A 26,644-nucleotide genomic window follows, 5' to 3' on the forward strand; every position below is an offset into this window, starting at 1 on the left:
ACCGGTTTCACTTCCCGTTGCTGCCGTTGCGGCTGTCGTACTTCTCGTAGGCGTCGACGATACGGCCCACGAGCTTGTGCCGGACGACATCCTGCGATGTCAGCATGGAGAAGTGCACGTCCGGGACGCCGTCCAGGATGTCCCTGACCTGGCGCAGACCGCTCTTGGTCCCGCCGGGCAGATCGACCTGGGTGACGTCACCGGTGATCACGATCTTCGAGTCGAAGCCGAGACGCGTCAGGAACATCTTCATCTGCTCCGGATTCGTGTTCTGCGCCTCGTCGAGGATGATGAACGCGTCGTTGAGCGTACGGCCGCGCATGTACGCCAGCGGCGCCACCTCGATCGTGCCCGCGGCCATCAGGCGCGGGATCGAGTCCGGGTCGATCATGTCGTGCAGGGCGTCGTACAGCGGCCGCAGGTACGGGTCGATCTTCTCGTAGAGCGTGCCGGGCAGGAAGCCCAGGCGCTCGCCCGCCTCGACCGCGGGCCGGGTGAGGATGATCCGGTTGACCTGCTTGGACTGCAGCGCCTGCACGGCCTTGGCCATCGCGAGGTAGGTCTTGCCTGTGCCGGCGGGGCCGATGCCGAAGACGACCGTGTGCTTGTCGATGGCGTCGACGTACCGCTTCTGGTTGAGCGTCTTGGGGCGGATGGTGCGGCCGCGGCTGGACAGGATGTTCTGGGTCAGGACCTCGGAAGGGGTCTCGGCCGCCGCTCCTCCGCCTTCCTCGCGAAGCATGGCGATCGAGCGTTCCACGGCGTCCTCCGTCATCGGCTGTCCGGTGCGGAGCACCAGCATCATCTCGTCGAAAAGGCGCTGGACCAGTGCGACTTGGCGTTCGTCGCCGACAGCACTGATCACATTGCCGCGGACGTGAATGTCCACGGTCGGGAACGCCTGCTCGATCACGCGCAGCAGGGAATCACCAGAACCGAGCACGGTCACCATGGGGTGCTTCGCGGGGACGGTGAAATGGGCTCGTGCCTGCCCCGGCGCGAGGGTCTGGTCTGTGGGTGTCTGAGTCATGGGCCGGCCCTCTGGCCTGCGCATACCTCCCGTTGCAGGGTTCTCGCCGCTCGACAACCTCTGGGTTACCAGCGTACGACCCCGCACGGACAGTCCCTAAGTGCTTTTCCCGGCACCCGGAGAACCCCCTCCCGGCCTGCACGGGAGGCAAGGCCGGGAGGCCGGGGCAAGAGGCCCGGGCGGGGAGCGGCGGACGGGGCCGGGCGCGGCCCCGGGAGGGCTTCGGGGCGAGGAAGGACGCGTGCGGCGCCCACCGGGGAAGGGGTCGGGCCGTGCGCCTCCGTCAGGGGTCAGACCGGGCGGCGGAAGCCGATCGTGGGGACCGCGCGGCGCAGCGGCCAGGGGCGGTCGGGGGCGGGGAGGAGCCGGGCCAGGAAGGCGTAGCGGGCGAGCGCCTCGGGGTCCTGGCCCTCGCAGCCCCGGACGTACTGCCACCAGGCCGCCACCTCGGACCAGCCGGGCGCGGACAGCGAGCCGCCGAACTCCTGCACGGACAGCGCGGCGGTCAGCCCGGCGAAGGCGAGCCGGTCCGCGAGCGGCCAGCCGGCGAGGGTGCCGGTGACGAAGCCCGCCACGAAGACGTCGCCGGCGCCGGTCGGGTCCAGCGCCTCCACACCGATCGCCGGGACCTCGGCCGTCTCGCCCGTGGCGCCGTCCACGGCGTACGCACCGTCGGCACCGAGCGTGACGACGGCGAGGGGCACCTTCTCGGCCAGTACCCGGGCGGCCGCGCGCGGGCAGTCGGTGCGGGTGTAGCGCATCGCCTCCTCGGCGTTGGGCAGGAACGCCTCGCACAGCTCCAGGTCGTGGAGGGCGCGCAGGTCCCAGCGGCCGGTGTCGTCCCAGCCGACGTCGGCGAAGATCCGGGTGCCGTGGGTGGCCGCCTCCGCGATCCAGGGCTCCGAACGACCGGGCACGAGGGAGGCCACGGCGGCCCGCGCCCGGGGCGCCGCCGCCGGGGCGCTCTCGGAGAGCGGTGCCTCGTGGCCGTGCGAGACCATCGTGCGCTCGCCCTCGTACGCCATGGAGACCGTCACCGGAGAGTGCCAGCCGGGCACCGTCCGCGACGGGGAAAGGTCGATGCCCTCGCCCTGTTCCAGGGCGTCCCAGCAGTAGTCGCCGTAGAAGTCGTCGCCGAAGGCCGCGGCCAGGGAGGTGCGCAGACCGAGCCGCGCGAGCGCGGTGGCCATGTTGGCGACGCCGCCCGGGCTCTGGCCCATCCCGCGCGCCCAGGTCTCGGTGCCGCGGACGGGAGCGGTGTCCAGCCCGGTGAAGATGATGTCGAGGAAGACCGTGCCGGTGAGGAACACGTCGCACTCCGGGTCCCCTCCGGTGCGCAGGGCGCCCAACGGGTCGACGTGCGCGGCGTGTTGCTGCTGCTCTCCGTCGGTCGTGATCACGGTGGCTCCCGGATTGCCGTGCGGTGCGGTGCAAAGAGCGGTCGGATCAAGCCAGTGTGCCTGATCCGGGCCCTGACGTAAGGCCGGCGGAGCGGGTTCGGGACCGGCTCCGCACCGGCTCCCACCGGGGAAAAGGCGCTCTTTTACCCGACCGATCACAGCACAAACCAAATGTGTCCCGCATCACATCATCTCGGCTTCTCCGCCGCCGGGGGCGCTTGATACAAATTGGCCCGCGTTCCCGTGCAGAAGACACCGGGCGCTCCTCCCTCCTCCTCGTCCCAGCGGCGCGGTGGATCCCCATGCCTTCAGCCCTTTGTTCCCGGGAACGCCCATGTCCTCGCGCCTGCGCGCCGCGTGGCCGCTCGTCGCCGTCTTCGCCGTCGGCTACCTCGCCGCCTACCTTCTCCCCACCGTCGTCGGCCGGCTGTCCGCCGGGCTCGGTCTCACCCCCGCCCAGGCCGGACTCGTCGGCTCCGTCCTGCTGTTGGCGTCCTCGGCCGCCGGATTCGCGCTCGCGTCACGGGTCGAGCGGTTCGGGCCGCGCAGGCTCGCCCGGACGGGTCTGGTCCTCGCCTTCGCCGGCTACGGCGCGGCGGCGCTGACGTCCGCGGTGCCCGTGGTCGTCACGGGAGTCGCGGTGGGCGGCTTCGGCTCCGGCACGGCAACCGCGGTCGCCGCGGCCGGCATCGCCGCCCAGCGCGATCCGCACCGGGTGTCCGCACTCGGCCTGCTCTCGGTGTCCGCGGCGGCGGGCGCCCTGTACCTGACGATTCCTCGGCTCGGCGGCGGCCATGCGCTGCCGTTCGCCGCGCTCGCCCTGGCGGCACTCGCGGCCTGGCCCGCGACCCGCCGGCTGGACTGCCCAGGGGCCCGGGTGAGCGTGCCCGGCGTCCAGGGCCTGCCGGACCAGCCCACCTCCCGGAACCCGCTCCCCCACCGCCGCTCCGGGGCGGTCCTCGCGGGCGCCATGCTCTGCTGGGCGATGGCGCAGAACGCACTGTGGGGCGTGAGCGGCCGTATAGGCACCACCCAGGCCGGACTGAGCGAGGTCGCCGTCGGCGCGGTCTTCGCCGCGGCGCTGGGCGCCGGGCTGACCGGCGTCATCGTCGCCGGGGCCGTGGGCGCGCGGTTCGGGCGGGCGGTCCCGATCGGCGTGGGCACGGCGCTCATCGCCTGCTGCATCGTGGTCAGTTCGTCCGCGCGCGGCCTGGCCGCCTTCGCCGTGGGCGAGATCCTGTGGAACACCTTCTACCCGGTGGTGCTCTCGTATCTGATCGGCCTCGCCGCCTCGCTCGACGCCCGCGGGCGCTGGGCCGTCCTCGTCGGTTCCGCCACCTCGCTGGGCGTGGCGTGCGGCCCGATGGCGGGCAGCCTGCTCTCGGCGCACGCCGGCTACCCGGGCATGGGGCTCGTGCTGTGCGGGGCCCTGCTGGTCGTGGCGGTACCGATGACCGCGGTCGCCGTGCACACCTCGGGCCGGCGCCTGGTGCCCGTGCCCCTGCCGGTGCCCGCCGCGATCCGGCGCCGCACCGCGGCTGCGCCCGCGGTCCTCGCGGAGATCACGGTCCCCGTGGCGGAGGCAGCTCCGGCCGGCACGGCGAAGGTCCTGGCCTCCTGAGACAGGGCGGCGGTGCGTCCTCGGGGGAACGCGCCGTCGCCCGGTGCCCCGTGGTGCGGGCCGGGGCCCGGAGCACCGCTCGGGCGTACGCTCCGCGGAGCGCCGGGATATCCGCGCCCGGCCCCGTGGGCGGCCGCGTCCCCGCTGGGCCGGCCCGGTCGACGTCAGCGGCAGGCCGGCGCCGCAGCCCGGTGGGACGACGGCCCGGGCGCACCCGCACCGGCCCGGCCCCTCGCCCCGTTGGGCCGGACCCGGCGCCCGGGACGGTCTCATGCGCTCGGCAGCGCCCGCGTCACTCCCGGTCGAAGTCGTATCCGGCGACCTCCGCGAGGCAGCGCTCGCGGCGCGCCTCGTCCTGGTCGAGGAAGGCCGCGCGGAAGGAGTTGAGGGCCAGTTCCCGAAGCTGCTCGTGGTTCAGCCCGAGCGCCTCGCGGACCGCGTGGAAGGTGTCGCCGACGTAGCCGCCGAAGTAGGCGGGGTCGTCGGAGTTCACCGTGACCAGCAGGCCGGCGTCCATCATCGCCCGCAGCGGGTGCTCCTCCAGGGTGTCGACGGCGCGCAGGCGGACGTTCGACAGCGGGCAGAGGGTGAGCGGGACCTGCTCGCGCACCAGGCGTTCGACCAGCTCGGGATCCTCCATCGACCGCAGCCCGTGGTCGATGCGTTCGACGCCGAGAACGTCCAGCGCCTGGCGGACGTACGCGGGCGGCCCCTCCTCCCCGGCGTGGGCGACCTTCCGCAGGCCGAGGGACTCGGCGGCCGCGTACACCTCGCGGAACTTCGACGGCGGGTGCCCCGTCTCGGCCGAGTCGAGACCGACCCCGGTGATGTGGTGCAGATAGGGCTTCGCGGCGTCGAGCGTCTCCATCGCCGACTCCGCCGAGCGGTCCCGCAGGAAGCACATGATCAGCCGGGTGGAGACGCCGTGCCGCTCCTCGGCGCGGTCCAGCGCGTGCGCGAGGCCCTCGACGACCGTGCCGATCGGGACACCGCGTTCCGTGTGGGCCTGCGGGTCGAAGAAGATCTCGGCATGCCGTACGCCCTGGGCCGCGGCACGCGTCAGATACGCGTCGGCGAGCTCCGTGAAGTCGTCCGCGGTGCGCAGGACGACCATGAGTCCGTAGTACAGGTCCAGGAAGGACTGCAGATCGCTGAAGAGGTAGGCCCTGCGCAGCGCCTCGGTTCCGGCGTACGGCAGCTCGACGCCGTTGCGCTCGGCCAGGGCGAACGCGAGCTCGGGTTCGAGGGTGCCCTCGATGTGCAGATGCAGTTCGGCCTTGGGAATGAGTGACATCGGTGCTCGCTCGGACGTCGGCGGGTGGATCAGGCGTCGCGTTTGGGGACCGGGACCCGTACGAGGTCCTGGGCCACGGACAGTTCGCCCTCGAAACCGGCGGCACGGGCCTGCCGCTCGAACTCGTCGGGCTCGCTGTAGCGCTGGGAGAAGTGTGTCAGCACCAGGTGCCGTACGCCCGCATCGCGCGCCACACGGGCCGCTTGTCCCGCCGTGAGATGACCGTGGTCCGTGGCCAGCGCGACGTCCTCGTCGAGGAAGGTCGACTCGATCACCAGCATGTCGCAGCCCTCGGCCAGCTCCCGCGCCCCGTCGCAGAGCCGGGTGTCCATGACGAACGCGAAGCGCTGCCCGCGCCGCACCTCGCTGACGTCCTCCAGCGCGACCGGGCCGAGGGCGCCTTCCCGCTGGATGCGGCCGACGTCCGGCCCCTTGATGCCGTGCGCGGCAAGACGCTCCGGCAGCATGCGGCGGCCGTCGGGCTCGGTAAGCCGGTAGCCGAAGGACTCGACGGGATGGTCGAGCCGGCGTGCCTCAAGCGTGTACGAGGGCGTGTCGGCCAGGACACCGCCGTCGGCGACCGGGGCCTCCGTGAGCCGGACCGTCTCGCGGTAGGCCGTCGCGTACCGGAGCCGGTCGAAGAAGCGCTGCCCGCTCGCCGGGTAGTGGGCCGTGACGGGGTGCGGCACCTGGTCCAGGTTGATGCGCTGGATCACCCCGGCGAGGCCGAGGGAGTGGTCGCCGTGGAAGTGGGTGACGCAGATCCGGTCGATGTCGTGCGCGGCGACCCCGGCCCTCAGCATCTGCCGCTGGGTGCCCTCGCCCGGGTCGAAGAGGATGCCCTCGCCGTCCCAGCGCAGCAGATAGCCGTTGTGGTTGCGGTGCCGGGTCGGGACCTGGCTGGCCGTGCCGAGCACGACCAGTTCGCGTACGGACAAGATGGGCTCCGTGCCTGTCGGTGGCGCTCTACCCGGGCGGCCATTCGAGCCCGCGGCCGCCGAGGACGTGGGCGTGCGTGTGGAACACGGTCTGGCCGGCACCGGCGCCGGTGTTGAAGACGATGCGGAAGCCGGAGCCGTCGACCTTGTCCATCGCGGCGACCTCGGCGGCTTCGCGCAGTATGTCGGCGGCGACGCCCGGCTCGGCCGCGGCGAGGGTGGCTGCGTCCGGGTAGTGGACCTTGGGGATCACCAGCACATGCGTCGGCGCCTGCGGGTTGATGTCCCGGAAGGCGACGGTCGTCTCGGTCTCGCGGACGACGGTGGCCGGCACCTCCCCCGCCACGATCTTGCAGAACAGGCAGTCGGCTTGCGGTTCTCCCGCCATGGTCCGGGCCCCTTCACGACTCCGACGATCAGTGGACTGCATGGTATCGGTGCCGGGGTACGCCTCCGGCGGGTGCCGTGCGGACCGGGCCGCCGGGGCCGTCCCCGTGTCCGTGTCCGTGTCCGGGCCGGGTCCGGCCGGGTGCGACCGGGTGCGGCCGCGCTGGGGGCTCCTCCCGCCCGACGGGGCAAGAGGTTCGCTCACCGCACGGGGTACGGGGCTTCCCTACCCGACGGGGGTGCGGGTCTCGGTGACGGTGACGGTCACGGTGACCGTGGGGCGCGGCGCCCCCGCGTCCCCCGGGGCGGGAGGCCCCGGCGTCCTGGCGCGGGTGGGCAGCGGGGCATTGCAGTCGCCGAGGACGTAGGCGCGGAAGACCCGGCGGCCGTCCGACTCGGCCGTCAGGTCGCCGTGCACACACCGGCCGCCGATCTCCTGGGTGACCGTGCCGCCGATGGTGATCTTGCCGCCCTCGTCGGTCTCGCCCTCGCAGTCGACACCGGCGGCCGCGCGGACCGAACCCGCCGGCGCAGGAGCCGAGGGGGAGGCGCCGCCGGCGCCGCCCAGCCGCGCCGCGCAACTGAGCCAGCGGACGCGGACACCCTCCTTCTCCAGGGCCCGGGTGCCGGCGATGTCGGTGGTGTACGACACCGCCATGGCGCTGAGGCCGCCGGGCGTACCGGGTTCGCACGCGACGAGGCAGGACGCGGCCCCGGCCGCGCAGACGGCGGCGGCGAGGACGCGGACGGGAGAACGGTGAGGGGCCGTCATGACGGAAGAGTGTCAGGGGCGGGGAGGGCGCGGTAGCCCGTTTGCGGCCAACGGCCACGTACCGTAAGCCGCATGGGTGAAGCACGCAGGGTCCGCAGACTGGTCGTCGACGGCACCGTCTGGTTCTGGTCGCTGCGGCATTCGCACCGGGACGGAATGTGTCGCGATTCCCTGTCCCTCACCCGCGAGGGCACGAGCGCACGGCTGTCGATCGTCTTCCGGGCGGGCGACGGGCGGATCGTGTCCGGCGGCGCGTACTGGAGCGGGGGTTCGGTCGGCGCCGTGGCCGGAGGGGACATGAACCTCCATGAGCCGGGCGCCGTACGGAAGTTGCTCGACGCGGCACTGGCGGCGGGGGTGCGGGCTCCGGCCGAGATCGACGGATGGCCGCTGTTCGACGCCCTCGTGGGGCACGGCGCCCCGGCCGGCGGGGCGGAGCGCACGGGCGCGGGAGGCGTTGGTACGGGCTCGCCGGGGCCGGATGACCCGTCCGCGGGGCGGGAACCGGCGGACGGCCCCCTGAGGGCCGGAGCGGACTCCGGGCCCGAGAGCCGGGAACGCGGCTCGGGTTCCCCGGGGCCGGCGTCCGGCGGCGGGCGTGCCGGCCGTTCGACCAGCAGCCGCCTCCCGAAGACGGTCAGCCGGGCACCACGGCGGGACACGAAGGCCTCCGTGCGGTGAAGATTCGACACCTCCACCACATACGGAGGCCTTCGCCACGATCAAGACCCGTGCGCGTCGACAACGCTCGTTGATCAGTACACCTAGGACCAGCGGCCGGTGCGGCCGAGTAGCAGGGCGGACGCCGCCGTGCCGGCGGTGGACGTCCGCAGGACGCTCCTGCCCAGGCGGCAGGGCCTGGCGCCCGCTTCGGCGAACGCGGCCAACTCCTCCGGACTGACGCCCCCTTCGGGCCCCACGACCAGCACGATGTCCCCGGACACCGGCAGTTGAGCGGTGGCGAGCGGTTCCGCGCCCTCCTCGTGCAGCACGACCGCGAAGTCCGCCTCGGCGAGCAGCCGCGCGACCTGCTTGGTGGTGGCGGCCTCCGCGACCTCGGGGAAGCGGAGCCGGCGCGACTGCTTGCCCGCCTCACGGGCCGTGGAGCGCCACTTGGCGAGCGACTTGGCGCCGCGCTCGCCCTTCCACTGGGTGATGCAGCGGGCGGCCGCCCATGGCACGATCGCGTCGACACCGGTCTCGGTCATGGTCTCGACGGCGAGTTCACCGCGGTCGCCCTTGGGCAGGGCCTGCACGACGGTGATCCGGGGCGTGGGCTCCGGCTCCTCGCGCAGTTCGGTGACCAGGACGTCGAGGCGGTCCTTGCCCTCGACGGCGGCGACGGTGCCGTAGCCGCCTGCGCCCCGGCCGTCGGTGAGGACGACCTCCTCGCCCACGCGCAGCCGGCGTACGGACACGGCGTGCCGTCCTTCGGGCCCGTCCAGGATGACGGTGCCGGTGCGGACGTCCTCGACCAGGAAGACGGGGGCGGTCATGCGGGGTGCCGGAGTGCGAGGGCGGAGCCGGCCGCGGCGGTCTCGGCGGCGAGGACCTCGACGAGCCGCCCGGCGGGGAGGTCGCGGGCCAGCCGGTGGCCCTGGCCGGCCCAGAGAGCCATGGCCTGCGGATCACCGGCCTTGGCGGCGGCCTTGCGCAGGCCGGAGGTGAGGTGGTGCACCTCGGGGTAGGCGGCGGGCGCGTACGGCCCGTGCTCGCTCATGAACCGGTTCACGAGCCCCCGGGCGGGACGGCCCGAGAACGCCCGCGTCAGCTCGGTCCTGTTGAACAGCGGACTGGTCATGGCCTGCTTGTGCAGCACGTTCGCACCGGACTCCGGACACACGAGGAAGGCGGTGCCGAGCTGTGCGGCGTCGGCCCCGGCGGCCAGGACCGCGGCGATCTGGCTGCCGCGCATGATGCCGCCGGCCGCGACGATCGGCAGCGGCACGGCCTCGCGGACCTGCCCGATCAGCGCGAGCAGGCCGATCCCGCCGCCGTCGTTGGCGGGGTCGTCGCGGTGCGTGCCCTGGTGGCCGCCGGCCTCGATGCCCTGCACGCAGACGGCGTCGGCGCCCGCGTGCTGTGCGGCCAGCGCCTCCTCGGGCGTGGTGACGGTGACGACCGTGAGCGTCCCGGCGCGCTTCAGCGGGGACAGGGCGGCGGGGGTGGGGCAGCCGAAGGTGAACGACACCAGCGGTACGGGATCGTCCCGGAGGATGGCCAGCTTGGCCTCGTACCCGTCGTCCCGGCCGGAGTCGGGGTCCCCGAGCGGTGTGTCGTACCAGCTGGCCTCGCCGGCGAGCTGGTGCCGGTAGACGTCGACGGCCGCGGCGTCGGCGTACGCGGGCTGCGGCATGAAGAGGTTGACGCCGAAAGGGCGCCCGGTGAGACCTCGGAGCTGTTTGATCTCCTGGTACATCCCGCCGGCGGTCTTGTACCCGGCGGCGAGGAACCCGAGCCCTCCGGCCTCGGACACGGCCGCGGCGAGTTCCGGACCGGAAGCGCCACCCGCCATGGGGGCCTGCACGATCGGGTAGCGGCAGAGATCGGTCAGCGCGGAGGACATGCCCGCATGGTGCCACGTCCGGACCGCACGTCCGAATCCAGGCCTCCGGCCCTCCGCAGGTTCCCCCCGGCGCGTCCGCAACGTGCCGTGGGGACGGACGATCGGGGCGCGGTCCGCCGGGCCACCGCCCCGCGCCGGGCGCGGACGGCCCGGGGCCGTCCGCGTCCTCGGGCGGGAGCCGGCCCCGCCGGAGCGGGGTCAGCGGCTCCCGGCAGGCTCACCTGCCGTTGAATGCGTCCTTGAGGCGGGAGAACAGACCCTGCTGCCCCGGTTGGAACTGGCCGGTCGGCCGTTCCTCGCCGCGCAGCTTCGCCAGCTCCCGCAGCAGGCGCTCCTGCTCCGGGTCGAGCTTCGAGGGGGTCTGCACCTCGACGTGGACGATCAGGTCGCCACGTCCCCCGCCGCGCAGGTGGGTGACACCGCGGCCGTGCAGCGGGATCGACTGGCCGGACTGGGTGCCCGGGCGGATGTCGACCTCCTCCATGCCGTCGAGCGTCTCCAGCGGCACCTTCGTGCCGAGAGCGCCGGCGGTCATGGGGATGGTCACCGTGCAGTGCAGATCGTCGCCGCGGCGCTGGAAGACCGGGTGCGGCAACTCGTGGATCTCGACGTACAGGTCGCCGGCGGGACCGCCGCCGGGGCCGACCTCGCCCTCGCCGGCGAGCTGGATGCGGGTGCCGTTGTCGACACCGGCGGGGATCTTCACGGTCAGGGTGCGGCGCGACCGGACCCGGCCGTCGCCCGCGCACTCCGGGCACGGGGTCGGGACGACGGTCCCGAAGCCCTGGCACTGGGGGCACGGCCGCGAGGTCATGACCTGGCCCAGGAAGGACCGGGTGACCTGCGACACCTCACCGCGGCCGCGGCACATGTCGCACGTCTGCGCCGAGGTGCCGGGTGCGGCGCCCTCACCGGAGCAGGTCGTGCACACGACGGCCGTGTCGACCTGGATGTCCTTCGTCGTGCCGAACGCCGCCTCGTTGAGTTCGACCTCCAGGCGGATCATGGCGTCCTGGCCGCGCCGCGTCCGCGACCGCGGGCCGCGCTGCGAAGCGGTCCCGAAGAACGCGTCCATGATGTCGGAGAAGTTGCCGAAGCCACCGGCGCCGAAGCCGCCCGCTCCACCGCCGCCGGCGGCGGACAGCGGGTCGCCGCCGAGGTCGTAGACCTGCTTCTTCTGCGGGTCCGACAGCACCTCGTAGGCGGCGTTGATCTCCTTGAAGCGCTCCTGCGTCTTCGGGTCCGGATTCACGTCCGGGTGGAGTTCCCGCGCCAGCCGCCGGAAGGCCTTCTTGATCTCGTCCTGCGATGCGTCGCGGCGTACGCCCAGTACGGCGTAGTAGTCCGTGGCCACTTACGACTCCGCCAGGATCTGTCCGACGTAACGTGCCACTGCGCGTACCGCTCCCATCGTTCCGGGGTAGTCCATGCGGGTCGGTCCGACCACGCCGAGTTTGGCGACTGCCTCGTCGCCCGAACCGTAGCCGACCGCGACGACGGATGTGGAAGTGAGTCCCTCATGGAGGTTCTCGTGCCCGATCCGTACGGTCATGCCCGAGTCCTTCGCCTCACCGAGCAGCTTCAGCAGCACGACCTGCTCCTCCAGCGCCTCCAGCACGGGCCGGATGGTGAGGGGGAAGTCGTGCGCGAAACGCGTCAGATTGGCGGTGCCGCCGATCATCAGCCGTTCCTCGGTGTCCTCGACCAGTGTCTCGAGGAGGGTCGAGAGCACGGTCGAGACCGTGGCGCGGTCCTCCAGGTCGAAGGACTCCGGGAGATCCTGCACCAGTTGCGGCACGTCGGTGAACCGCCGTCCGACGACACGGCTGTTGAGTCTGGCCCGCAGGTCGGCGAGCGAGGTGTCGGAGAACGGCGCGGGGCAGTCGACGTGCCGCTGCTCGACCCGTCCCGTGTCCGTGATCAGCACCAGCATCAGCCGGGCCGGGGCGAGCGCCAGCAGCTCCACGTGCCGCACGGTGGAGCGGGTCAGCGACGGGTACTGGACGACGGCCACCTGCCGGGTCAGCTGCGCCAGCAGCCGCACCGTGCGGGCGACGACGTCGTCGAGGTCGACGGCGCACTCGAGGAAGTTCTGGATCGCCCGGCGCTCGGGCGACGACAGCGGCTTGACCCCCGCGAGCCTGTCCACGAACAGGCGGTAGCCCTTGTCCGTGGGGATGCGGCCGGCGCTGGTGTGGGGCTGGGCGATGTAGCCCTCCTCCTCCAGCACCGCCATGTCGTTGCGCACGGTCGCCGGCGAGACACCGAGCCGGTGCCGCTCCGTGAGGGCCTTGGAGCCCACGGGCTCCTCGGTGCCCACGTAGTCCTGGACGATGGCGCGCAGCACCTCGAGTCTGCGTTCGCTGAGCATGGCGCACACCTCCAGCTGTGGTTCGGCCTGGTCTGGCACTCGGCCTCGCTGAGTGCCAGTTTTCCCCGGCCCAGTGTACGGCCGGGAGGTACGTCCCTAGCAAGGGCGGCCGGACACCCTACCCCGTCGCGACGAGCCATGACGCCGCTGGTCGCTCCGGGATAGCGTCGCCCCATGGACGTCCGTTGGGAAGACTTCGGCTGGGAACGGCTCGCCCGCGGCGTAGGGCGGCGCCGCCTGCCCGTCTGGGACGCCACGGTGGGCCTGGTCGCCGGCGAGAGCGCGGTGCTCCTGTACGACACGGGCTCGACGCTGGGCGAGGGGGCGGAGCTGCGGACCCAGGCCGAGTCCCTCCTCGGCGGCCGGCGTGTGACGCATATCGCGCTCAGCCACCCCCATTTCGACCACGTCCTCGGCACGGCGGCGTTCCCCGGGGCCGAGGTGTACGGCGCGGTCGGCGTCGACAGCCTCCTGGTACGGGACCGGGCCGTGCTGCGCGACGACGCGATCCGCCACGGGGTGGCGCCGGAGGACGCGACGCGGGCCACCGACGCCCTGGTCGTCCCGCGGCACGTCGTCTCCGGCGAGTGGACGCTCGACCTCGGCGGACGCCAGGTGATGCTGGCGAACGTCGGCCCGGGTCACAGCCGTCACGACCTGGTGCTGCTGGTGCCCGGCGACCGCGAGGTCGTGTTCTGCGGCGACCTGGTGGAGGAGTCCGGCGACCCGCAGGCCGGGCCGGACGCGATCCCGTCCCGATGGCCGGCGGCGCTGGACCGGCTGCTCGCCCTGGGCGGGGAGGACGCGGTGTACGTGCCGGGGCACGGGGCGGCGGTGGACGCCGCGTTCGTACGCGCCCAACGCGATGAACTGGCCCGGCGGTTCGGGGTGTCGTAGCGTCTGGCGGATGCGCAGCTACAGTCCCGACCTGACGCCCCCGTGGAAGCGGTCCGCTCCCGTTCCGGAGGTCCCCGCCGAGCCCGACCTGGTGGTCGAGGAGGTCTCCACGGGCTTCTGCGGTGCGGTGATCCGGTGCGAGGCGGGGACGGTGACGCTGGAGGACCGCTTCGGCAAGCACCGGGTGTTCCCGATGGAGCCACGGGGCTTCCTGCTGGAGGGCAAGGCGGTCACCCTCGTCCGGCCCTCGTCCGGCGCTCCCGGGAGACCCACCCGCACGGCCTCCGGATCGGTCGCGGTGCACGGGGCCCGTGCCCGGGTCGCCCGCGCCGGCCGCATCTATGTCGAGGGCCGGCACGACGCGGAGCTGGTGGAGAAGGTGTGGGGCGACGACCTGCGCGTCGAGGGCGTGGTCGTCGAGTATTTGGAGGGCGTCGACGATCTGCCCGCCGTCGTCGCCGAGTTCGCCCCGGCCGCCGATGCCCGGCTGGGCGTCCTCGTGGACCATCTGGTGCCGGGTTCCAAGGAGTCCCGCATCGCGGAGTCGGTGACGGACCCGCACGTCCTGGTGGTCGGGCACCCGTACATCGACGTGTGGGAGGCGGTGAAGCCGTCGTCGCTGGGCATCCCCGCCTGGCCCTCGGTACCGCGGGGACAGGACTGGAAGACGGGCGTGTGCCGGGCGCTCGGCTGGCCGCCGAACACGGGAGCGGCCTGGCAGCACATCCTGTCCCGGGTGAGCAGCTACAAGGACCTGGAACCGGCGCTGCTGGGGCGGGTCGAAGAACTGATCGACTTCGTCACGGCCTGAGCCGGGCTCTGGAGCGGGGGCTCGCACCGGGGCCGGGGCTGCGGGGCCGGGCTGCGCGTGGCTGGACCCGTGCCGTCCGGGGCCCTGGTACTCGACCGGGCGCGCGGGCGGTCAGTCCACCAGGTCCCGGACCACCGCGTCCGCCAGGAGCCGGCCGCGCAGCGTGAGCACCGCCCGGCCCGCGTCGTACGGCCCGGGCTCCAGCAGGCCGTCCTCCAGGGCCCGGCGGGAGGCGGCGAGGCCCGCGGGCCGCAGCAGGTCCAGCGGGCAGCCCTCGCGCAGCCGAAGTTCGAGCAGCACCCGCTCCACCCGCCGGTCCTCGTCCGGCAGGACCTCGCGCCCGGCGCCGGGCGAGCGGCCCTCCGCCAGCGCCGCCGCGTACGCGCCGGGGTGCTTCACGTTCCACCACCGCACCCCGCCGACGTGGCTGTGGGCGCCCGGTCCGGCTCCCCACCAGTCGGCTCCGCGCCAGTACAGCTCGTTGTGCACGCAGCGCCCGGCCTCCGAACGCGCCCAGTTGGAGACCTCGTACCAGTCGAAGCCGGCCGAGGCCAGCACCTCGTCGGCGATCAGATACCGGTCGGCGTGCACGTCGTCGTCCGTCATCGGCACCTCGCCGCGGCGGATCCGGCGGGCCAGCTGCGTGCCCTCCTCGACGATCAGGGCGTACGCGCTCACATGGTCGGGCCCGGCGCCGATCGCCGCGTCGAGCGAGGCGCGCCAGTCGTCGTCGCTCTCGCCCGGGGTGCCGTAGATGAGGTCGAGGTTCACGTGCTCGAAGCCCGCCGCCCGGGCCTCGGCCACACAGGCCTCGGGCCGGCCGGGCGTATGGGTGCGGTCGAGCACCTTCAGCACGTGCTGCCGGGCGCTCTGCATCCCGAAGGACACCCGGTTGAAGCCCCCGGCCCGCAGTTCCGACAGGTAGGCCGGGTCCACGGACTCCGGATTCGCCTCCGTGGTGATCTCCGCGTCCTCGGCCAGGCCGAACTCCTCGCGGACGGCGCCCAGCATCCGGGCGAGGTCGGCGGCGGGGAGCAGTGTGGGCGTGCCGCCGCCCACGAACACGGTCGTGACCGGCCTCGGGTCGCCGCCGAGGACCTTGCGGGCGAGCCGGATCTCCTCGACCAGCGTGTCCGCGTAGTTGTCACGGGAGGCCAGGACGCCGCCGGTGCCGCGCAGCTCGCTCGCCGTGTACGTGTTGAAGTCGCAGTAGCCGCAGCGGGTGGCGCAGTACGGGACGTGCAGGTAGAACCCGAGAGGCCGGTCGCCCGCGCCCGCGAGGGCGTGCGGGGGCAGCGCCCCGTCGACGGGCATGGGCTCACCATCAGGCAGTGCGGAAGGCATGCATCCCATTGTCCGGTACGCGCGGGGTGTCCCGGCCACGGCCCGAGCCCCGGGCCGGATCTCAGCGGGCCTGGAGCACCAGCAGCGCGAGGTCGTCGTCGGGCGGGGCCTCCGCGAACGTGTGCACCGCCTGGCGTATGCGGTCCGCCACGCCGCCCGCGGTGAGTCCGGTGCAGCCGGCGAGTGCCTGGGCGAGCCCGTCCGCATCGTCGAACATCCGCTGCCCGGAGCGCCGCTCGGTGACCCCGTCGGTGACGCAGAGCAGGGTGTCGCCCGGCTTGAGCTCGAAGGTCTGGCTCTCGTACGCGACGTCCTCGACCACGCCCAGGAGCAGTTGGGAGGCGGCGGCGGGTCGGACGGTGCCGTCCGGGCGCAGGAGCAGGGGCAGCGGGTGGCCGGCGCAGGCGAGCGTGCAGCGGACCCCGCCTTCCGGCAACGGTGTCAGCTCGCCGTAGAGCAGCGACAGGAACCGCGACTGCGGTCCCTCGTGGGCGGCGCCGGAGCCGGTGCCCGCCGCACCCGCGACGGCGGGCCCGGCCGCCATCAGCGCGGCCGCCTCGGCCGTCTCCAGCGCGTCGTCGAGGAGCAGGCCGTTCAGCCGGTCGAGGACGCCGGCAACCTGGTAGCCCTCGCGGGCGAGCAGCCGCAGCCAGGGCCGGGCGAGGCCGGTCACGACGGCGGCCTCCGGCCCGCTGCCCTGTACGTCGCCGAGCATGAAGCACCAGCGGCCGCCGCTGCCCGCCGGGAAGATGTCGTAGAAGTCGCCCCCGGCGAGCCCTTCGTCGCTCGGCTCGTACACCAGGGAGCTGTCGACGCCGGGGATGCTGGCGACCTGGGCCGGCAGGAGGCCGCGCTGCAGGACCCGGCTGATCGTGGCCTGCCGGGTGTACTGGCGGGCGGCGCCGATCGCGAGGCCGACGCGGCGGGCGAAGTCCTCGAGCAGCGCGATCGCCTCGTCGGGGACGCCTGGCGGCGCCTCGCGGCCCAGCAGCAGGGTGCCGAGCGGCCGGGCGCCGACGGTCAGCCGGAACGCGACCGCGCTGCCCGCGCCGGTGGGCGGCCAGGCGACCCGGACCGGTACGGCGGTCCCGCGCGGCTCGTCCGGTAACCGGGGCGGGTCCCCGGCCAGGGCCTCCCGCAGATCGTCGACGGCGGACTCGTCCGCGTGCCAGACACGGGCGGGCCGGGGCGCGGGGCCGGACTCGCCGTCGAGCCAGACCGCACACCAGTCGGCGAGCCTCGGCACCAGCAGCTGTCCGGCGAGTGCGGCGACCATGTCCTCGTCGAGCTGCCCGGCGAGCAGGTCGGACGCCTCGGCGAGGAAGGACAGCGCGCCGCGGCCGACCCACTCGCGGTCGTCGCGGACGCTCCTGCGCGGCGAGGGGGCGAGGATCTCGGCGGCCCCCACCCCGCGCTGCCGGGCGGTCTCGCCGCCCGTGGACGGGACCGCGCCGTCGAAGCCGTCGAAGCCGTCGAGCGGCAGGCGCGCCCAGACCGTCTTGAGACCCTGCCGGTAGGTGATCCCCCAGGCGGCGGCGAGCGTGGCGACGAGATGGAGCCCGCGCCCGTGCTCCGGTTCCCCCGGGGCCGTGCCCTCCGGCTCGGGGCCGTCGCTGCGCACCGCCCGCGCCGGATGGTGGTCGGAGACCTCGATCACGAGGGCGGCGGGGTCGTCGTCGGTGGCCGGGTCGAGGCGCGCGAGCAACTCGACGCCGGTGCCCGCGTGGACGACGGCGTTGGTGGCGAGTTCGCTGACGACCAGCACCGCGTCGTCGGCCAGCCGGTCCGTGCCCCGTGTGGTGACCGTCCCGAGCCGCGTCCAGTCGGCGAGCGCCGCCCGGACGAAGCGGCGGGCGGCGGACGCGGCGAGCGGGTTCCCGGGCAGGCTGGTGCGGGCGACCGAGCGTGTGTCGCCACGCTGCGGGAGCAGGTGCACCGAACGGTGAGTGGTCTCCTGCTGCATCGGAACGGACCCCACGCGGCGACTCCTGTCCGGTCTGTCTGGCTGCCGGGTCTGTGCGCTCTGTTTCCCTGCCGTGTTGCCCGTGGGACAACGGCGACACGGACAGAGTGACAGACCGAGCGCACCCATAAGCACGGAGTCATCGAAGTGGGGCTGTTCGAGGGAGCCGGGGCGCGGCGCGAGCAGACCGTTTCCGGGGCCGGTGAGTCCGGAAACGGCTCGGCGGCCCGTCGCGGCACAAGCCGGGACGGGCCGCCGAGCGGTGGTGTCACGCCTCGCGGGCGCCCGCGTACATGCCCTCGATGAGGTCCTTGTACTCGCGCTCGACGACCGGGCGCTTCAGCTTCAGGCTGGGGGTCAGTTCGCCGTGCTCGATGTCGAGGTCGCGCGGCAGCAGGCGGAACTTCTTGATGGTCTGCCAGCGCTGGAGCGTCCCGTTGAGCCGCTGCACATAGCCGTCGACGAGCTGTTCGGTCTGCGGGGCGGCGACGACCTCCGCGTACGACTTGCCCTCCAGGCCGTTCTCCGCGGCCCAGCCGAGGATTGCGGCCTCGTCGAGCGCGATGAGCGCCGTGCAGTAGTTGCGGTCGGCGCCGTGCACCAGGATGTTCGAGACGAACGGGCACACCGCCTTGAACTGGCCCTCGACCTCGGCCGGCGCGATGTACTTGCCGCCGGAGGTCTTGATCAGGTCCTTCTTGCGGTCCGTGATCTTCAGGTAGCCGTCGGGGGACAGCTCGCCGATGTCGCCGGTGTGGAACCAGCCGTCGGACTCCAGGACCTCGGCCGTCTTCTCGGGCAGCTTGTGGTAGCCCTCCATGATGCCGGGGCCGCGCAGCAGGATCTCGCCGTCGTCCGCGATGCGCACCTCACAGCCGGGGAGCGGCTTGCCGACGGTGCCGGTGCGGTACGCCTCGCCGGGGTTCACGAAGGAGGCGGCGCTGGACTCGGTGAGGCCGTAGCCCTCGAGGATGTGGATGCCGGCGCCGGCGAAGAAGAAGCCGATCTCGGGCGAGAGGGCGGCGGAGCCGGAGACGGCGGCCCGCAGCCGGCCGCCGAAGGCCTCGCGGAGCTTGGAGTAGACGAGCGCGTCGGCGACCTTGTGCTTCACGGTGAGGCCGAAGGACACCGAGGCGTTGCCGGTGCGGCGGTAGTTGTCCTGGGACTCCTTGGCGTACTCCCGCGCGACGCCGGCGGCCCACTGGAAGATCTTGTACTTGGCGCCGCCGCCGGCCCGCGCCTTGGCGGCCACGCCGTTGTAGACCTTCTCGAAGATGCGGGGCACGGCCGCCATGTACGTCGGCTGGACCACCGGAAGATTCTCGATGATCTTGTCGACCCGGCCGTCGACGGCGGTGACGTGCCCGACCTCGATCTGGCCGGAGGTCAGCACCTTGCCGAAGACGTGGGCGAGCGGCAGCCACAGGTACTGGACGTCGTCCTTGGTGACCAGGCCCGTCGAGGCGATCGCCTTGGCCATGTACGACCAGTTGTCGTGTGGCAGCCGGACGCCCTTGGGGCGGCCCGTGGTGCCCGAGGTGTAGATGAGGGTGGCGAGCTGGTCGGAGGTGATCGCCTCCACACGCTCCTTGACCGCGGCCGGGTTCTTGGCGAGGTAGTCGGCCCCGCGCGCCTCCAGGGCGGCGAGCGAGAGCACCCAGCCGTCGGGGTCGCCCTCGGCCGGCTCGGCGCCCGCCTCGTCGATCACGATCACGTGCTTCAGGTGCGGCAGCTCGGCGCGCCGCTCACGGGCCTTGGCCAGCTGGGCGGCGTCCTCGGCGATCAGCACCCTGCTCTCGGAGTCGGCGAGGATGTACGCGGACTCCTCGGCGTTCGTCTGCGGGTACACCGTCGTCGTCGCCGCGCCCGCGCAGAGGATGCCGAGGTCCGCGAGGATCCACTCGACCCGGGTGGCGGAGGCGAGCGCCACCCGCTCCTCAGAACGCACGCCCAGTTCGATCAATCCGGCCGCGATGGCGTAGACCCGCTCGGCTGCCTCCTGCCAGCTCAGCGACTTCCAGTCGTCGGGCCCCTGCCCGGAGGCGGCGGGGACCGGGTAGCGATAGGCCTCCGCGTCGGGAGTGGCCGCCACGCGCTGGACGAAGAGCGTCGCCACGGAGGGCGGTCGGTTCTCGATCAGATTCTGTGTGTCGCTCACGACATCCTCCGGGCCTGCTGCGGCATTGCTGCATGACGGGCTGATTGCCCCACTGGTCACAGTTGTTTAACTCGCGAGTAACCATCGGGGCCTGATCAGGGTAGAGCGCCGCGCTGCGCCACGTAAGGGGCTGCGGGCTGCCGCTTGATAACGAACAGGCCCGCGCACCGGGGGTGCACGGGCCTGTGGGGCACGGCAGACGAACAGGTACGACTGGTGCGTTCGCGTTACGACGCCACTACTTCTTGGCCTTGCCGCCCGCGGAGTCGTCACTGGACAGCACGGCGATGAACGCCTCCTGGGGCACCTCCACCGAGCCGACCATCTTCATCCTCTTCTTGCCTTCCTTCTGCTTCTCCAGCAGCTTCCGCTTACGGGAGATGTCACCGCCGTAGCACTTGGCGAGCACGTCCTTGCGGATGGCCCGGATCGTCTCGCGGGCGATGACCCGGGAGCCGATCGCCGCCTGGACCGGCACCTCGAAGGCCTGCCGCGGGATGAGCTCCTTGAGCTTGGCGACGAGCCGCACGCCGTACGCGTAGGCCTGGTCCCGGTGGGTGATCGCGGAGAAGGCGTCGACCTTGTCGCCGTGCAGCAGGATGTCGACCTTCACCAGCTGGGCGCCCTGCTCGCCGGTGGGCTCGTAGTCCAGGGACGCGTAGCCGCGGGTCTTCGACTTCAGCTGGTCGAAGAAGTCGAAGACGATCTCGGCGAGGGGGAGGGTGTAGCGGATCTCCACCCGGTCCTCGGAGAGGTAGTCCATGCCGAGCATCACGCCGCGGCGGTTCTGGCAGAGCTCCATGATCGAGCCGATGAACTCGCTGGGTGCGAGGATCGTGGCGCGCACGACCGGCTCGTACACCTCGGCGATCTTGCCCTCGGGGAACTCGCTCGGGTTGGTGACGGTGTGCTCGGTGCCGTCCTCCATGACCACCCGGTAGACCACGTTCGGCGCGGTCGCGATCAGGTCCAGACCGAACTCGCGCTCCAGGCGCTCGCGGATCACGTCGAGGTGGAGCAGCCCGAGGAAGCCGACGCGGAAGCCGAAGCCCAGGGCCGCGCTCGTCTCCGGCTCGTAGACCAGCGCCGCGTCGTTGAGCTGCAGCTTGTCCAGGGCGTCGCGCAGCTCGGGGTAGTCCGAGCCGTCGAGCGGGTACAGGCCCGAGAACACCATCGGCTTCGGGTCCTTGTAGCCGCCGAGCGCCTCGGTGGCGCCCTTGTGCAGGGTCGTGATGGTGTCACCGACCTTGGACTGGCGGACGTCCTTCACACCCGTGATGAGGTAGCCGACCTCACCGACGCCGAGTCCGTCCGCCGGGAGCATCTCCGGGGAGTTGGTGCCGATCTCCAGCAGTTCGTGGGTGGCACCGGTGGACATCATCCGGATGCGCTCGCGCTTGTTGAGCTGGCCGTCGATGACTCGTACGTACGTGACGACGCCGCGGTAGGAGTCGTACACCGAGTCGAAGATCATCGCGCGGGCGGGGGCGTCCTTGACGCCGACCGGGGCCGGCACGTCCTTGACCACGCGGTCCAGCAGCGCCTCCACACCCAGGCCCGTCTTGGCCGAGACCTTGAGGACGTCCGAGGGGTCGCAGCCGATGAGGTTGGCGAGCTCCTCGGAGAACTTCTCGGGCTGCGCGGCCGGCAGGTCGATCTTGTTGAGCACCGGGACGATGGTGAGGTCGTTCTCCATCGCCAGGTAGAGGTTCGCGAGCGTCTGCGCCTCGATGCCCTGGGCCGCGTCCACCAGCAGGACCGTGCCCTCGCACGCCGCGAGCGACCGGGACACCTCGTAGGTGAAGTCCACGTGACCCGGGGTGTCGATCATGTTGAGGATGTGGGTCCGGCCCTGCCCGTCGCCCGTGGTGGGCGCCCAGGGCAGACGAACGGCCTGGGACTTGATCGTGATGCCGCGCTCACGCTCGATGTCCATGCGGTCGAGGTACTGGGCGCGCATCTGCCGCTGCTCGACCACGCCGGTCAGCTGGAGCATCCGGTCGGCAAGCGTGGACTTGCCGTGGTCGATGTGCGCGATGATGCAGAAGTTGCGGATCAGCGCCGGGTCGGTACGGCTCGGCTCGGGCACATTGGTAGGGGTCGCGGGCACGCAGGGTCCTGATTCTTGAGCGCCGAGCGCTCGTCTCGGGTCGATGTCGGATCGATACGCAGCCTCCATGGTCCCATGGCTGCGGGGCTGCGCTCGGTTTGGGCCGGTCGGAGAGGCGCTGGTAGTCTGGCCAGCTGTGTCTCGTGTGTCCTCTCCGGAGGCACCTCCCGTGCCCGGAAGGTCATGTGCCCGGAAGGTCACGCACTCGCAAGAGTCGTGTCCCTCGGAAGGGCCCGCACCGGAAGGTCATGGGTGCGGGACACGCCTTCCAAGATCATCAATCCTGAAAAGGCTCTTTCGTGGCGAACATCAAGTCCCAGATCAAGCGGAACAAGACGAACGAGAAGGCGCGCCTGCGCAACAAGGCCGTCAAGTCCTCGCTCAAGACCGCGATCCGCAAGGCCCGCGAGGCTGTCGCCGCCGGCGACGTCGAGAAGGCCACCGTGGCGGCCCGCGAGGCGACCCGCAAGCTCGACAAGGCCGTCTCGAAGGGTGTCATCCACAAGAACGCCGCCGCCAACAAGAAGTCGGCGCTGGCGTCCAAGGTTGCCTCCCTCCAGGGCTGAGCACTCGCCCCGGGGGTGACCCCGGGACCTCCGGCAGCGACCCCCTCGGGGTGACCCGCCGGACGACTTGATCGCCGGACCGGACCAGACGGGCCCTCTCTCTCCGTCCCCGGACCCCGGCACCCGGATTCGCACGCGGCCTGCGTTCGCCACGCGGGTGCGAATCCACCGACTTCCCGGCCCCGGCCGGACCGAAGACCCCGCCTCCCCGTTCTTCCCCGGTTCGGGAGGGCGGGGTTTTCGTGTTCGGCGGCAACGGCAGGCGGGCCAGCAGCAGGCGGGGGACCGGCCGACGCCCTGGGCCGTCAGGCCGTCAGGGGCGCCAGGCCGGCGCCGTCGCCATCGGATCAGTGGGCGCTCAGGCCGGCCAGGTAGTCGTCCAGGATCTCGACCTGCCGCTGCGGAGGGAATCCCGTCGGGTCGAACAGGGCCTGGACCACCAGTCCGAGGACGAACGACTGGGCACCGGCCGCGATCCGCTCGGAGTTGCCGGGGGGCAGTTCGCCGAGCTCCTGGGCCCTGGCCACCCGCTCGGCAAGCCTGGCGCGGCCCTGGGCGTACTTCCGGGCGTACTCGGCGCTCAGGACGGGGTCGGACAGGGCGGCATCCCAGGAGCAGGCCCAGATCCGGTTGCTCTCGGTGGCCTCGGGGGCCAGCGGCAGGATGTCCAGCAGGGCGTCCCTGAGGGCTGCGAGACCTTCGCCGCTGTCGCGGCGGGGGCGGGAGAGGGTGCGCTGTTCGAGCAGGTCCAGGGCGTACTCCACCAGGGCTTGCTTGGTGGGGAAGTAGTGCGTGAGCAGGCCGGTGGTCGCACCGAGTTCGGCGGCGACGGCGCGCAGGGTCAGACCGGCGAAACCACGGGCGGACATGACCCGCCAGACCGCTGCGGAGACGTCGCGACGGCGGCCCTCGTGATCTCCCTTGGTGCGCGGCATTCCGCCACGGTACATTCCCACAACGCTTGTTGTGTAAATGGGGAGGCTTCTCATGTTCTCGCTGTCGCTGGGCGAGGGTGCCCGCCTCGGTCCGCTGGAGATCTGGCACGCCGAGGAGTTCGCCGGCCATCTGGACCGGGCTCGCGACCACATTCGTCCGTGGGTCGGCCCGTCGTTCGTCACCGACGATGTGGACGGGGCGCGGGCCACGCTCAAGCGGTACGCCGAACGCCAGGCCGAGGACGGTTCCCGCCTGTACGGCATCCGGCGGGACGGGGTGCTGGTCGGCGGTGTGATGTTCACCGACTTCCATGCCACTTCCGGCTCGTGCGAGATCGGTTGCTGGCTGGAGCCGTCCGCCGAGGGCCTCGGTCTGGTCACACGGGCGTGCAGCGCGCTGCTGGACTGGGCGTTCACGTCACGGGGGTTGCACAGGGCCGAGTGGCACTGCCGGGCGGACAACGACCGCAGCTCTGCGGTGGCCAGGCGGCTCGGCATGACGCTGGAGGGCGTTCGACGCGAGGCGTGGCCGTACGAGGGCGTGCGCCACGACAAGCAGCTCTGGGCGGTCCTGGCTTCCGAGTGGCGGGCCCCGGAGCAGTGACCGGTGGCGGCCCTGCCGCACGCGCGTGCCGTCGCCCGGCAGCGGTCGGGAGTCCTCCTCGGCGTCCGGTCGGGGAACGACGGGCCGCCCCCGCCACCGCGCGTCACGGCGGAACACCGGGACCAGCGACGCTGACGACGTGGGCGAAGAGGGCGACCTGACGAACCGACGAACCGACGACCTGCTGATACGGGCGAGGCTGCCGGACCGACGGGGAGGGCGGCGCGCCTGCGCAGCCGGCGCGGCCTTCGGGCATCCGGCGGCCCGGCACGCGAGGAGGCGGGGCCTGCGGCGGTCGCGGCGCTGCGCCGGAGTCTGTGAGGGTCAGCGGCGCAGCCGGGCCGCGCGGGCGACGGTCACCACCGCCTTCTCGAGCGCGTACTCCGGGTCGTCGCCGCCTCCCTTCACCCCCGCGTCCGCTTCGGCGACGGCGCGCAGGGCGAGGGCCACACCGTCCGGCGTCCAGCCGCGCATCTGCTGGCGGACGCGGTCGATCTTCCAGGGCGGCATGCCGAGTTCGCGCGCCAGATCGGCCGGGCGGCCGCCGCGTGCCGACGAAAGCTTGCCGATCGCCCGTACGCCCTGCGCCAGCGCACTGGTGATCAGGACCGGCGCGACACCGGTCGAGAGCGACCAGCGGAGCGCCTCCAGCGCCTCGGCCGCGCGCCCCTCGACAGCGCGGTCGGCCACGGTGAAGCTGGAGGCCTCCGCGCGCCCGGTGTAGTAGCGGCCGACGACCGCCTCGTCGATCGTGCCCTCGACATCCGCGACCAGCTGCGAGACCGCACTCGCCAATTCCCGGAGGTCGCTGCCGATGGCGTCGACGAGGGCCTGGCACGCCTCGGGGGTGGCCGATCGTCCCAGCGTGCGGAACTCGGAGCGCACGAACGTCAGTCGCTCCGCCGGCTTCGTCGTCTTGGGGCACGCCACCTCGCGCGCGCCGGCCTTGCGTGCCGCGTCGAGCAGACCCTTGCCCTTCGCTCCGCCCGCGTGCAGCAGGACGAGCGTGATCTCCTCGACCGGTGCGGAAAGGTAGGTCTTGACGTCCTTGATCGTGTCGGCGGAGAGATCCTGCGCGTTCCGCACGACGACGACCTTCCGCTCGGCGAAGAGGGAAGGGCTGGTCAGCTCTGCGAGCGTGCCGGGCTGGAGCTGGTCGGGGGTGAGGTCACGGACATCCGTGTCGGCGTCGGCGGCGCGGGCAGCCGCCACCACCTGCCGCACGGCGCGGTCCAGCAGCAGATCCTCCTGGCCCACCGCGAGCGTGACGGGGGCGAGGGGGGCGTCGTTCGTGTTCTTCCTGGTGGCCATCGCGATCCAGCATCCCACGGGCCACCGACACCGCGGCCGGCCCGGCGCCCCGCGCCTAATCTGCGCGAGGGCGCGACTGCGGGAGTGCGGGGGTGCGCGACTGCGGGACAGCCCTCAGGACTCCCGCCAGCCGTCCCAGTCGGCCACGAACTCGTCCAGCTCTACGGGACTCAGCCGGCCCTCCGGGTCCTCGACGACCACCAGCCACTGGGCGTCCTCGGCGTCGTCCTCCCCCGCCAGGGCGTCCCGTACCAACTGGGGTTCGTCGTTCACGGCGAAGTGGTCCCCGATCGCCTCGACGACCTCTTCGGCGGCGTCCCGGTCGGGCAGGACGAGCACATGTCTCACATCACTCACCGCCATATTGTGCCGCGTCCCCCGCGCAGGGCTTCCGGACCTCCGGCACCCGGTCCAGCTCCATCCCGAAGTGGTCCCGGTACGCGGCCAGGACCTCGGTGTCGTCGCCGAGCTCCCGCTCCGTGCGTTCGCCGTGCGCGGTGGTGACCAGCTTGCGTCCGGACAAGGTGATCCGGCCTTCGTCCGTGAGCAGGGAGCAGACGAGCTTCCGGGTGAAGTGGGAGGCGGGCGAGGTCCGGTGGTACCAGGCACCGGCCTCGAAGTCCGCCAGTCGGCGCGGTCGCCGGTCGAGCCGGAACTGCGGCTTCCCGTCCCGCAGCACATCGAGGTCGCCGTCCGGCGCCTCGGCGATGCGGAAGGTGCCGGCCGGATCGATCTGGTCACCCCGCTCCTCGAGGAGGAGCGGGTGGTGGCAGTGATCACCGAATCCCACGTCGGCGAGCCACGGACCGGTGCCGTCGGCGGTCTCCACACGCAGCGAGAGGTGGTCGTACGGGATGCCGAGCTGCCCGTCCCCCTTGTAGACCCGGGCCTGGAACAGGGTGACGCCGAAGCCGAGGCTGCGCAGCAACGCCGCGAAAGCGCCGTTGAGTTCGTAGCAGAACCCGCCCCTGCGTGCACCGACGACCTTGTCCAGCAGCGGCTCGTCCTCCAGGACCAGGTTCTCGCCCAGGTGGATCGAGAGGTTCTCGAACGGCACGGACCGCAGATGCCGCTGCTGCAACTCCCGCAAGGTCTCCGAGTCCGCTCTGGCAGGGCGCTCGACCCCGATGCGGCGAAGATAGGCGTCGACGGTCTCTGCGGGCAGGCTCTGCGATGCGGTGTCCATGAGTGCAGTCTGTGCCGGAGGCACGACGGCCCGCCATGCGTCACGGGTCCTAGGTGTATTGCCCTGTGAGGTTGGGGACGCGGCTGGCGGGTGGTTTGCCTGCGAGCGCGGTGTGTCCGCGGTGGTGATTGTAGGTGTGCAGCCAGCCGGGGAAGGCGTCGCGTCGTTCCTGCTCTGAGCGGTAGGGGCGGGCGTAGGCCCATTCGTCGAGCAGGGTGCGGTTGAGGCGTTCGACCTTGCCGTTGGTCTGGGGCCGGTAGGGGCGGGTGCGTTTGTGGGTGATCTGGGCTGCCGCGAGGGTGTCGCGCCAGTCGCGGGAGCGGTAGCAGGCTCCGTTGTCGGTCAGGACGCGTTCGACGGTGATCCCGCAGGAGGTGAAG

General features: G+C 72.5%; 25 protein-coding genes. 6 read left to right on the top strand and 19 right to left on the bottom strand.

What is annotated here, in order from left to right; translation table 11 throughout:
* Positions 1 to 7: 7 nt before the first annotated feature.
* Both BLT82_RS20535 and BLT82_RS20540 read right to left on the bottom strand, forming a co-directional pair.
* On the bottom strand, positions 8 to 1,030 hold the full coding sequence (locus BLT82_RS20535; RefSeq protein WP_093656885.1) for a PhoH family protein: 1,023 nt from the start codon (positions 1,028 to 1,030) through the stop codon (positions 8 to 10).
* 290 nt (positions 1,031 to 1,320) lie between these two features.
* Positions 1,321 to 2,430 carry a carbohydrate kinase family protein gene (locus tag BLT82_RS20540; RefSeq protein WP_093656887.1) on the bottom strand — a complete coding sequence of 370 codons (1,110 nt, stop codon included), beginning with the start codon at positions 2,428 to 2,430 and terminating at the stop codon, positions 1,321 to 1,323.
* A gap of 334 nt (positions 2,431 to 2,764) precedes the next feature.
* On the opposite strand from BLT82_RS20540, the gene BLT82_RS20545 reads away from it, so the two are divergent.
* Positions 2,765 to 4,051 (top strand): MFS transporter, encoded by a 1,287-nt coding sequence (locus BLT82_RS20545; protein ID WP_093656889.1) that lies wholly within the window; start codon positions 2,765 to 2,767, stop codon positions 4,049 to 4,051.
* 292 nt (positions 4,052 to 4,343) lie between these two features.
* On the opposite strand, the gene BLT82_RS20550 is transcribed toward BLT82_RS20545, so the two are convergent.
* The 4 genes from BLT82_RS20550 to BLT82_RS20565 all read right to left on the bottom strand — a co-directional run bounded on the left by BLT82_RS20550 (position 4,344) and on the right by BLT82_RS20565 (position 7,442).
* The gene (locus tag BLT82_RS20550) at positions 4,344 to 5,345 is read right to left on the bottom strand and encodes an adenosine deaminase (RefSeq protein WP_093656891.1); all 1,002 of its coding nucleotides are present in this window, start codon (positions 5,343 to 5,345) and stop codon (positions 4,344 to 4,346) included.
* Positions 5,346 to 5,374: 29 nt separating this feature from the next.
* A complete protein-coding gene (locus BLT82_RS20555) occupies positions 5,375 to 6,283 on the bottom strand; it encodes a ribonuclease Z (protein WP_093656893.1) in 909 nt (302 codons plus the stop codon).
* Positions 6,284 to 6,311: 28 nt separating this feature from the next.
* Complete coding sequence (locus tag BLT82_RS20560; RefSeq protein ID WP_093656895.1) at positions 6,312 to 6,671, bottom strand: histidine triad nucleotide-binding protein; 360 nt, start codon at positions 6,669 to 6,671, stop codon at positions 6,312 to 6,314.
* Positions 6,672 to 6,896: 225 nt separating this feature from the next.
* Complete coding sequence (locus BLT82_RS20565; RefSeq protein WP_093656897.1) at positions 6,897 to 7,442, bottom strand: hypothetical protein; 546 nt, start codon at positions 7,440 to 7,442, stop codon at positions 6,897 to 6,899.
* A 72-nt stretch (positions 7,443 to 7,514) separates the two neighbouring features.
* Between BLT82_RS20565 and BLT82_RS38700 the strand changes: the two genes are divergently transcribed.
* The gene (locus tag BLT82_RS38700) at positions 7,515 to 8,123 is read left to right on the top strand and encodes a hypothetical protein (RefSeq protein ID WP_342029419.1); all 609 of its coding nucleotides are present in this window, start codon (positions 7,515 to 7,517) and stop codon (positions 8,121 to 8,123) included.
* A gap of 83 nt (positions 8,124 to 8,206) precedes the next feature.
* Here the strand turns inward: BLT82_RS38700 and BLT82_RS20575 are convergent, their stop codons facing one another.
* The 4 genes from BLT82_RS20575 to hrcA form a co-directional block, all read right to left on the bottom strand.
* Positions 8,207 to 8,938, bottom strand: a complete 732-nt coding sequence (locus BLT82_RS20575; RefSeq protein ID WP_093656899.1) for a 16S rRNA (uracil(1498)-N(3))-methyltransferase — start codon at positions 8,936 to 8,938, stop codon at positions 8,207 to 8,209.
* Positions 8,935 to 10,008, bottom strand: coding sequence for a nitronate monooxygenase (locus BLT82_RS20580; protein WP_093656901.1), 1,074 nt, complete (start codon positions 10,006 to 10,008; stop codon positions 8,935 to 8,937). The genes BLT82_RS20575 and BLT82_RS20580 overlap by 4 nt, the downstream gene beginning before the upstream one ends.
* A 217-nt stretch (positions 10,009 to 10,225) precedes the next feature.
* Positions 10,226 to 11,362 carry a molecular chaperone DnaJ gene (gene dnaJ / locus BLT82_RS20585; protein ID WP_093656903.1) on the bottom strand — a complete coding sequence of 379 codons (1,137 nt, stop codon included), beginning with the start codon at positions 11,360 to 11,362 and terminating at the stop codon, positions 10,226 to 10,228.
* On the bottom strand, positions 11,363 to 12,379 hold the full coding sequence (gene hrcA / locus BLT82_RS20590; protein WP_093656905.1) for a heat-inducible transcriptional repressor HrcA: 1,017 nt from the start codon (positions 12,377 to 12,379) through the stop codon (positions 11,363 to 11,365).
* A 174-nt stretch (positions 12,380 to 12,553) separates the two neighbouring features.
* Here hrcA and BLT82_RS20595 point away from each other — a divergent pair, with 174 nt between their 5' ends.
* Both BLT82_RS20595 and BLT82_RS20600 read left to right on the top strand, forming a co-directional pair.
* Positions 12,554 to 13,276, top strand: coding sequence for an MBL fold metallo-hydrolase (locus tag BLT82_RS20595; RefSeq protein WP_093656907.1), 723 nt, complete (start codon positions 12,554 to 12,556; stop codon positions 13,274 to 13,276).
* 10 nt (positions 13,277 to 13,286) lie between these two features.
* A complete protein-coding gene (locus BLT82_RS20600) occupies positions 13,287 to 14,087 on the top strand; it encodes a DUF3097 domain-containing protein (protein WP_093656909.1) in 801 nt (266 codons plus the stop codon).
* Positions 14,088 to 14,198: 111 nt separating this feature from the next.
* Here BLT82_RS20600 and hemW read toward each other — a convergent pair whose 3' ends face one another.
* The 4 genes from hemW to lepA form a co-directional block, all read right to left on the bottom strand.
* Positions 14,199 to 15,401: a radical SAM family heme chaperone HemW gene (gene hemW, locus BLT82_RS20605; protein ID WP_404204719.1), complete on the bottom strand. Its 1,203-nt coding sequence runs from the start codon at positions 15,399 to 15,401 to the stop codon at positions 14,199 to 14,201.
* A gap of 91 nt (positions 15,402 to 15,492) precedes the next feature.
* A complete protein-coding gene (locus tag BLT82_RS20610; protein WP_093656913.1) occupies positions 15,493 to 17,394 on the bottom strand; it encodes a SpoIIE family protein phosphatase in 1,902 nt (633 codons plus the stop codon).
* A 268-nt stretch (positions 17,395 to 17,662) separates the two neighbouring features.
* On the bottom strand, positions 17,663 to 19,552 hold the full coding sequence (locus BLT82_RS20615) for an AMP-dependent synthetase/ligase (RefSeq protein WP_167746050.1): 1,890 nt from the start codon (positions 19,550 to 19,552) through the stop codon (positions 17,663 to 17,665).
* Between the two features lie 238 nt (positions 19,553 to 19,790).
* Positions 19,791 to 21,662, bottom strand: a complete 1,872-nt coding sequence (lepA, locus tag BLT82_RS20620) for a translation elongation factor 4 (RefSeq protein WP_093656917.1) — start codon at positions 21,660 to 21,662, stop codon at positions 19,791 to 19,793.
* 299 nt (positions 21,663 to 21,961) lie between these two features.
* Between lepA and rpsT the strand changes: the two genes are divergently transcribed.
* The gene (gene rpsT / locus BLT82_RS20625) at positions 21,962 to 22,228 is read left to right on the top strand and encodes a 30S ribosomal protein S20 (protein ID WP_093656919.1); all 267 of its coding nucleotides are present in this window, start codon (positions 21,962 to 21,964) and stop codon (positions 22,226 to 22,228) included.
* A 347-nt stretch (positions 22,229 to 22,575) separates the two neighbouring features.
* On the opposite strand, the gene BLT82_RS20630 is transcribed toward rpsT, so the two are convergent.
* Positions 22,576 to 23,163 (bottom strand): TetR/AcrR family transcriptional regulator, encoded by a 588-nt coding sequence (locus tag BLT82_RS20630; RefSeq protein WP_208867991.1) that lies wholly within the window; start codon positions 23,161 to 23,163, stop codon positions 22,576 to 22,578.
* A gap of 52 nt (positions 23,164 to 23,215) precedes the next feature.
* Here BLT82_RS20630 and BLT82_RS20635 point away from each other — a divergent pair, with 52 nt between their 5' ends.
* On the top strand, positions 23,216 to 23,767 hold the full coding sequence (locus BLT82_RS20635) for a GNAT family N-acetyltransferase (RefSeq protein WP_093656923.1): 552 nt from the start codon (positions 23,216 to 23,218) through the stop codon (positions 23,765 to 23,767).
* Positions 23,768 to 24,091: 324 nt separating this feature from the next.
* Here the strand turns inward: BLT82_RS20635 and holA are convergent, their stop codons facing one another.
* From holA to BLT82_RS20655, 4 genes are all read right to left on the bottom strand, one after another.
* Positions 24,092 to 25,078: a DNA polymerase III subunit delta gene (gene holA, locus BLT82_RS20640; protein ID WP_093656925.1), complete on the bottom strand. Its 987-nt coding sequence runs from the start codon at positions 25,076 to 25,078 to the stop codon at positions 24,092 to 24,094.
* Between the two features lie 114 nt (positions 25,079 to 25,192).
* Positions 25,193 to 25,435 (bottom strand): hypothetical protein, encoded by a 243-nt coding sequence (locus BLT82_RS20645; protein WP_093656987.1) that lies wholly within the window; start codon positions 25,433 to 25,435, stop codon positions 25,193 to 25,195.
* The gene (locus tag BLT82_RS20650) at positions 25,428 to 26,264 is read right to left on the bottom strand and encodes an arylamine N-acetyltransferase family protein (protein ID WP_093656927.1); all 837 of its coding nucleotides are present in this window, start codon (positions 26,262 to 26,264) and stop codon (positions 25,428 to 25,430) included. The genes BLT82_RS20645 and BLT82_RS20650 overlap by 8 nt, the downstream gene beginning before the upstream one ends.
* Before the next feature lie 49 nt (positions 26,265 to 26,313).
* The coding region (locus BLT82_RS20655; RefSeq protein WP_143041511.1) for an integrase core domain-containing protein at positions 26,314 to 26,644 on the bottom strand (331 nt) is incomplete at its 5' end.

The sequence above is a fragment of the Streptomyces wuyuanensis genome (assembly GCF_900103455.1).
Classification (GTDB): Bacteria; Actinomycetota; Actinomycetes; order Streptomycetales; family Streptomycetaceae; genus Streptomyces; species Streptomyces wuyuanensis.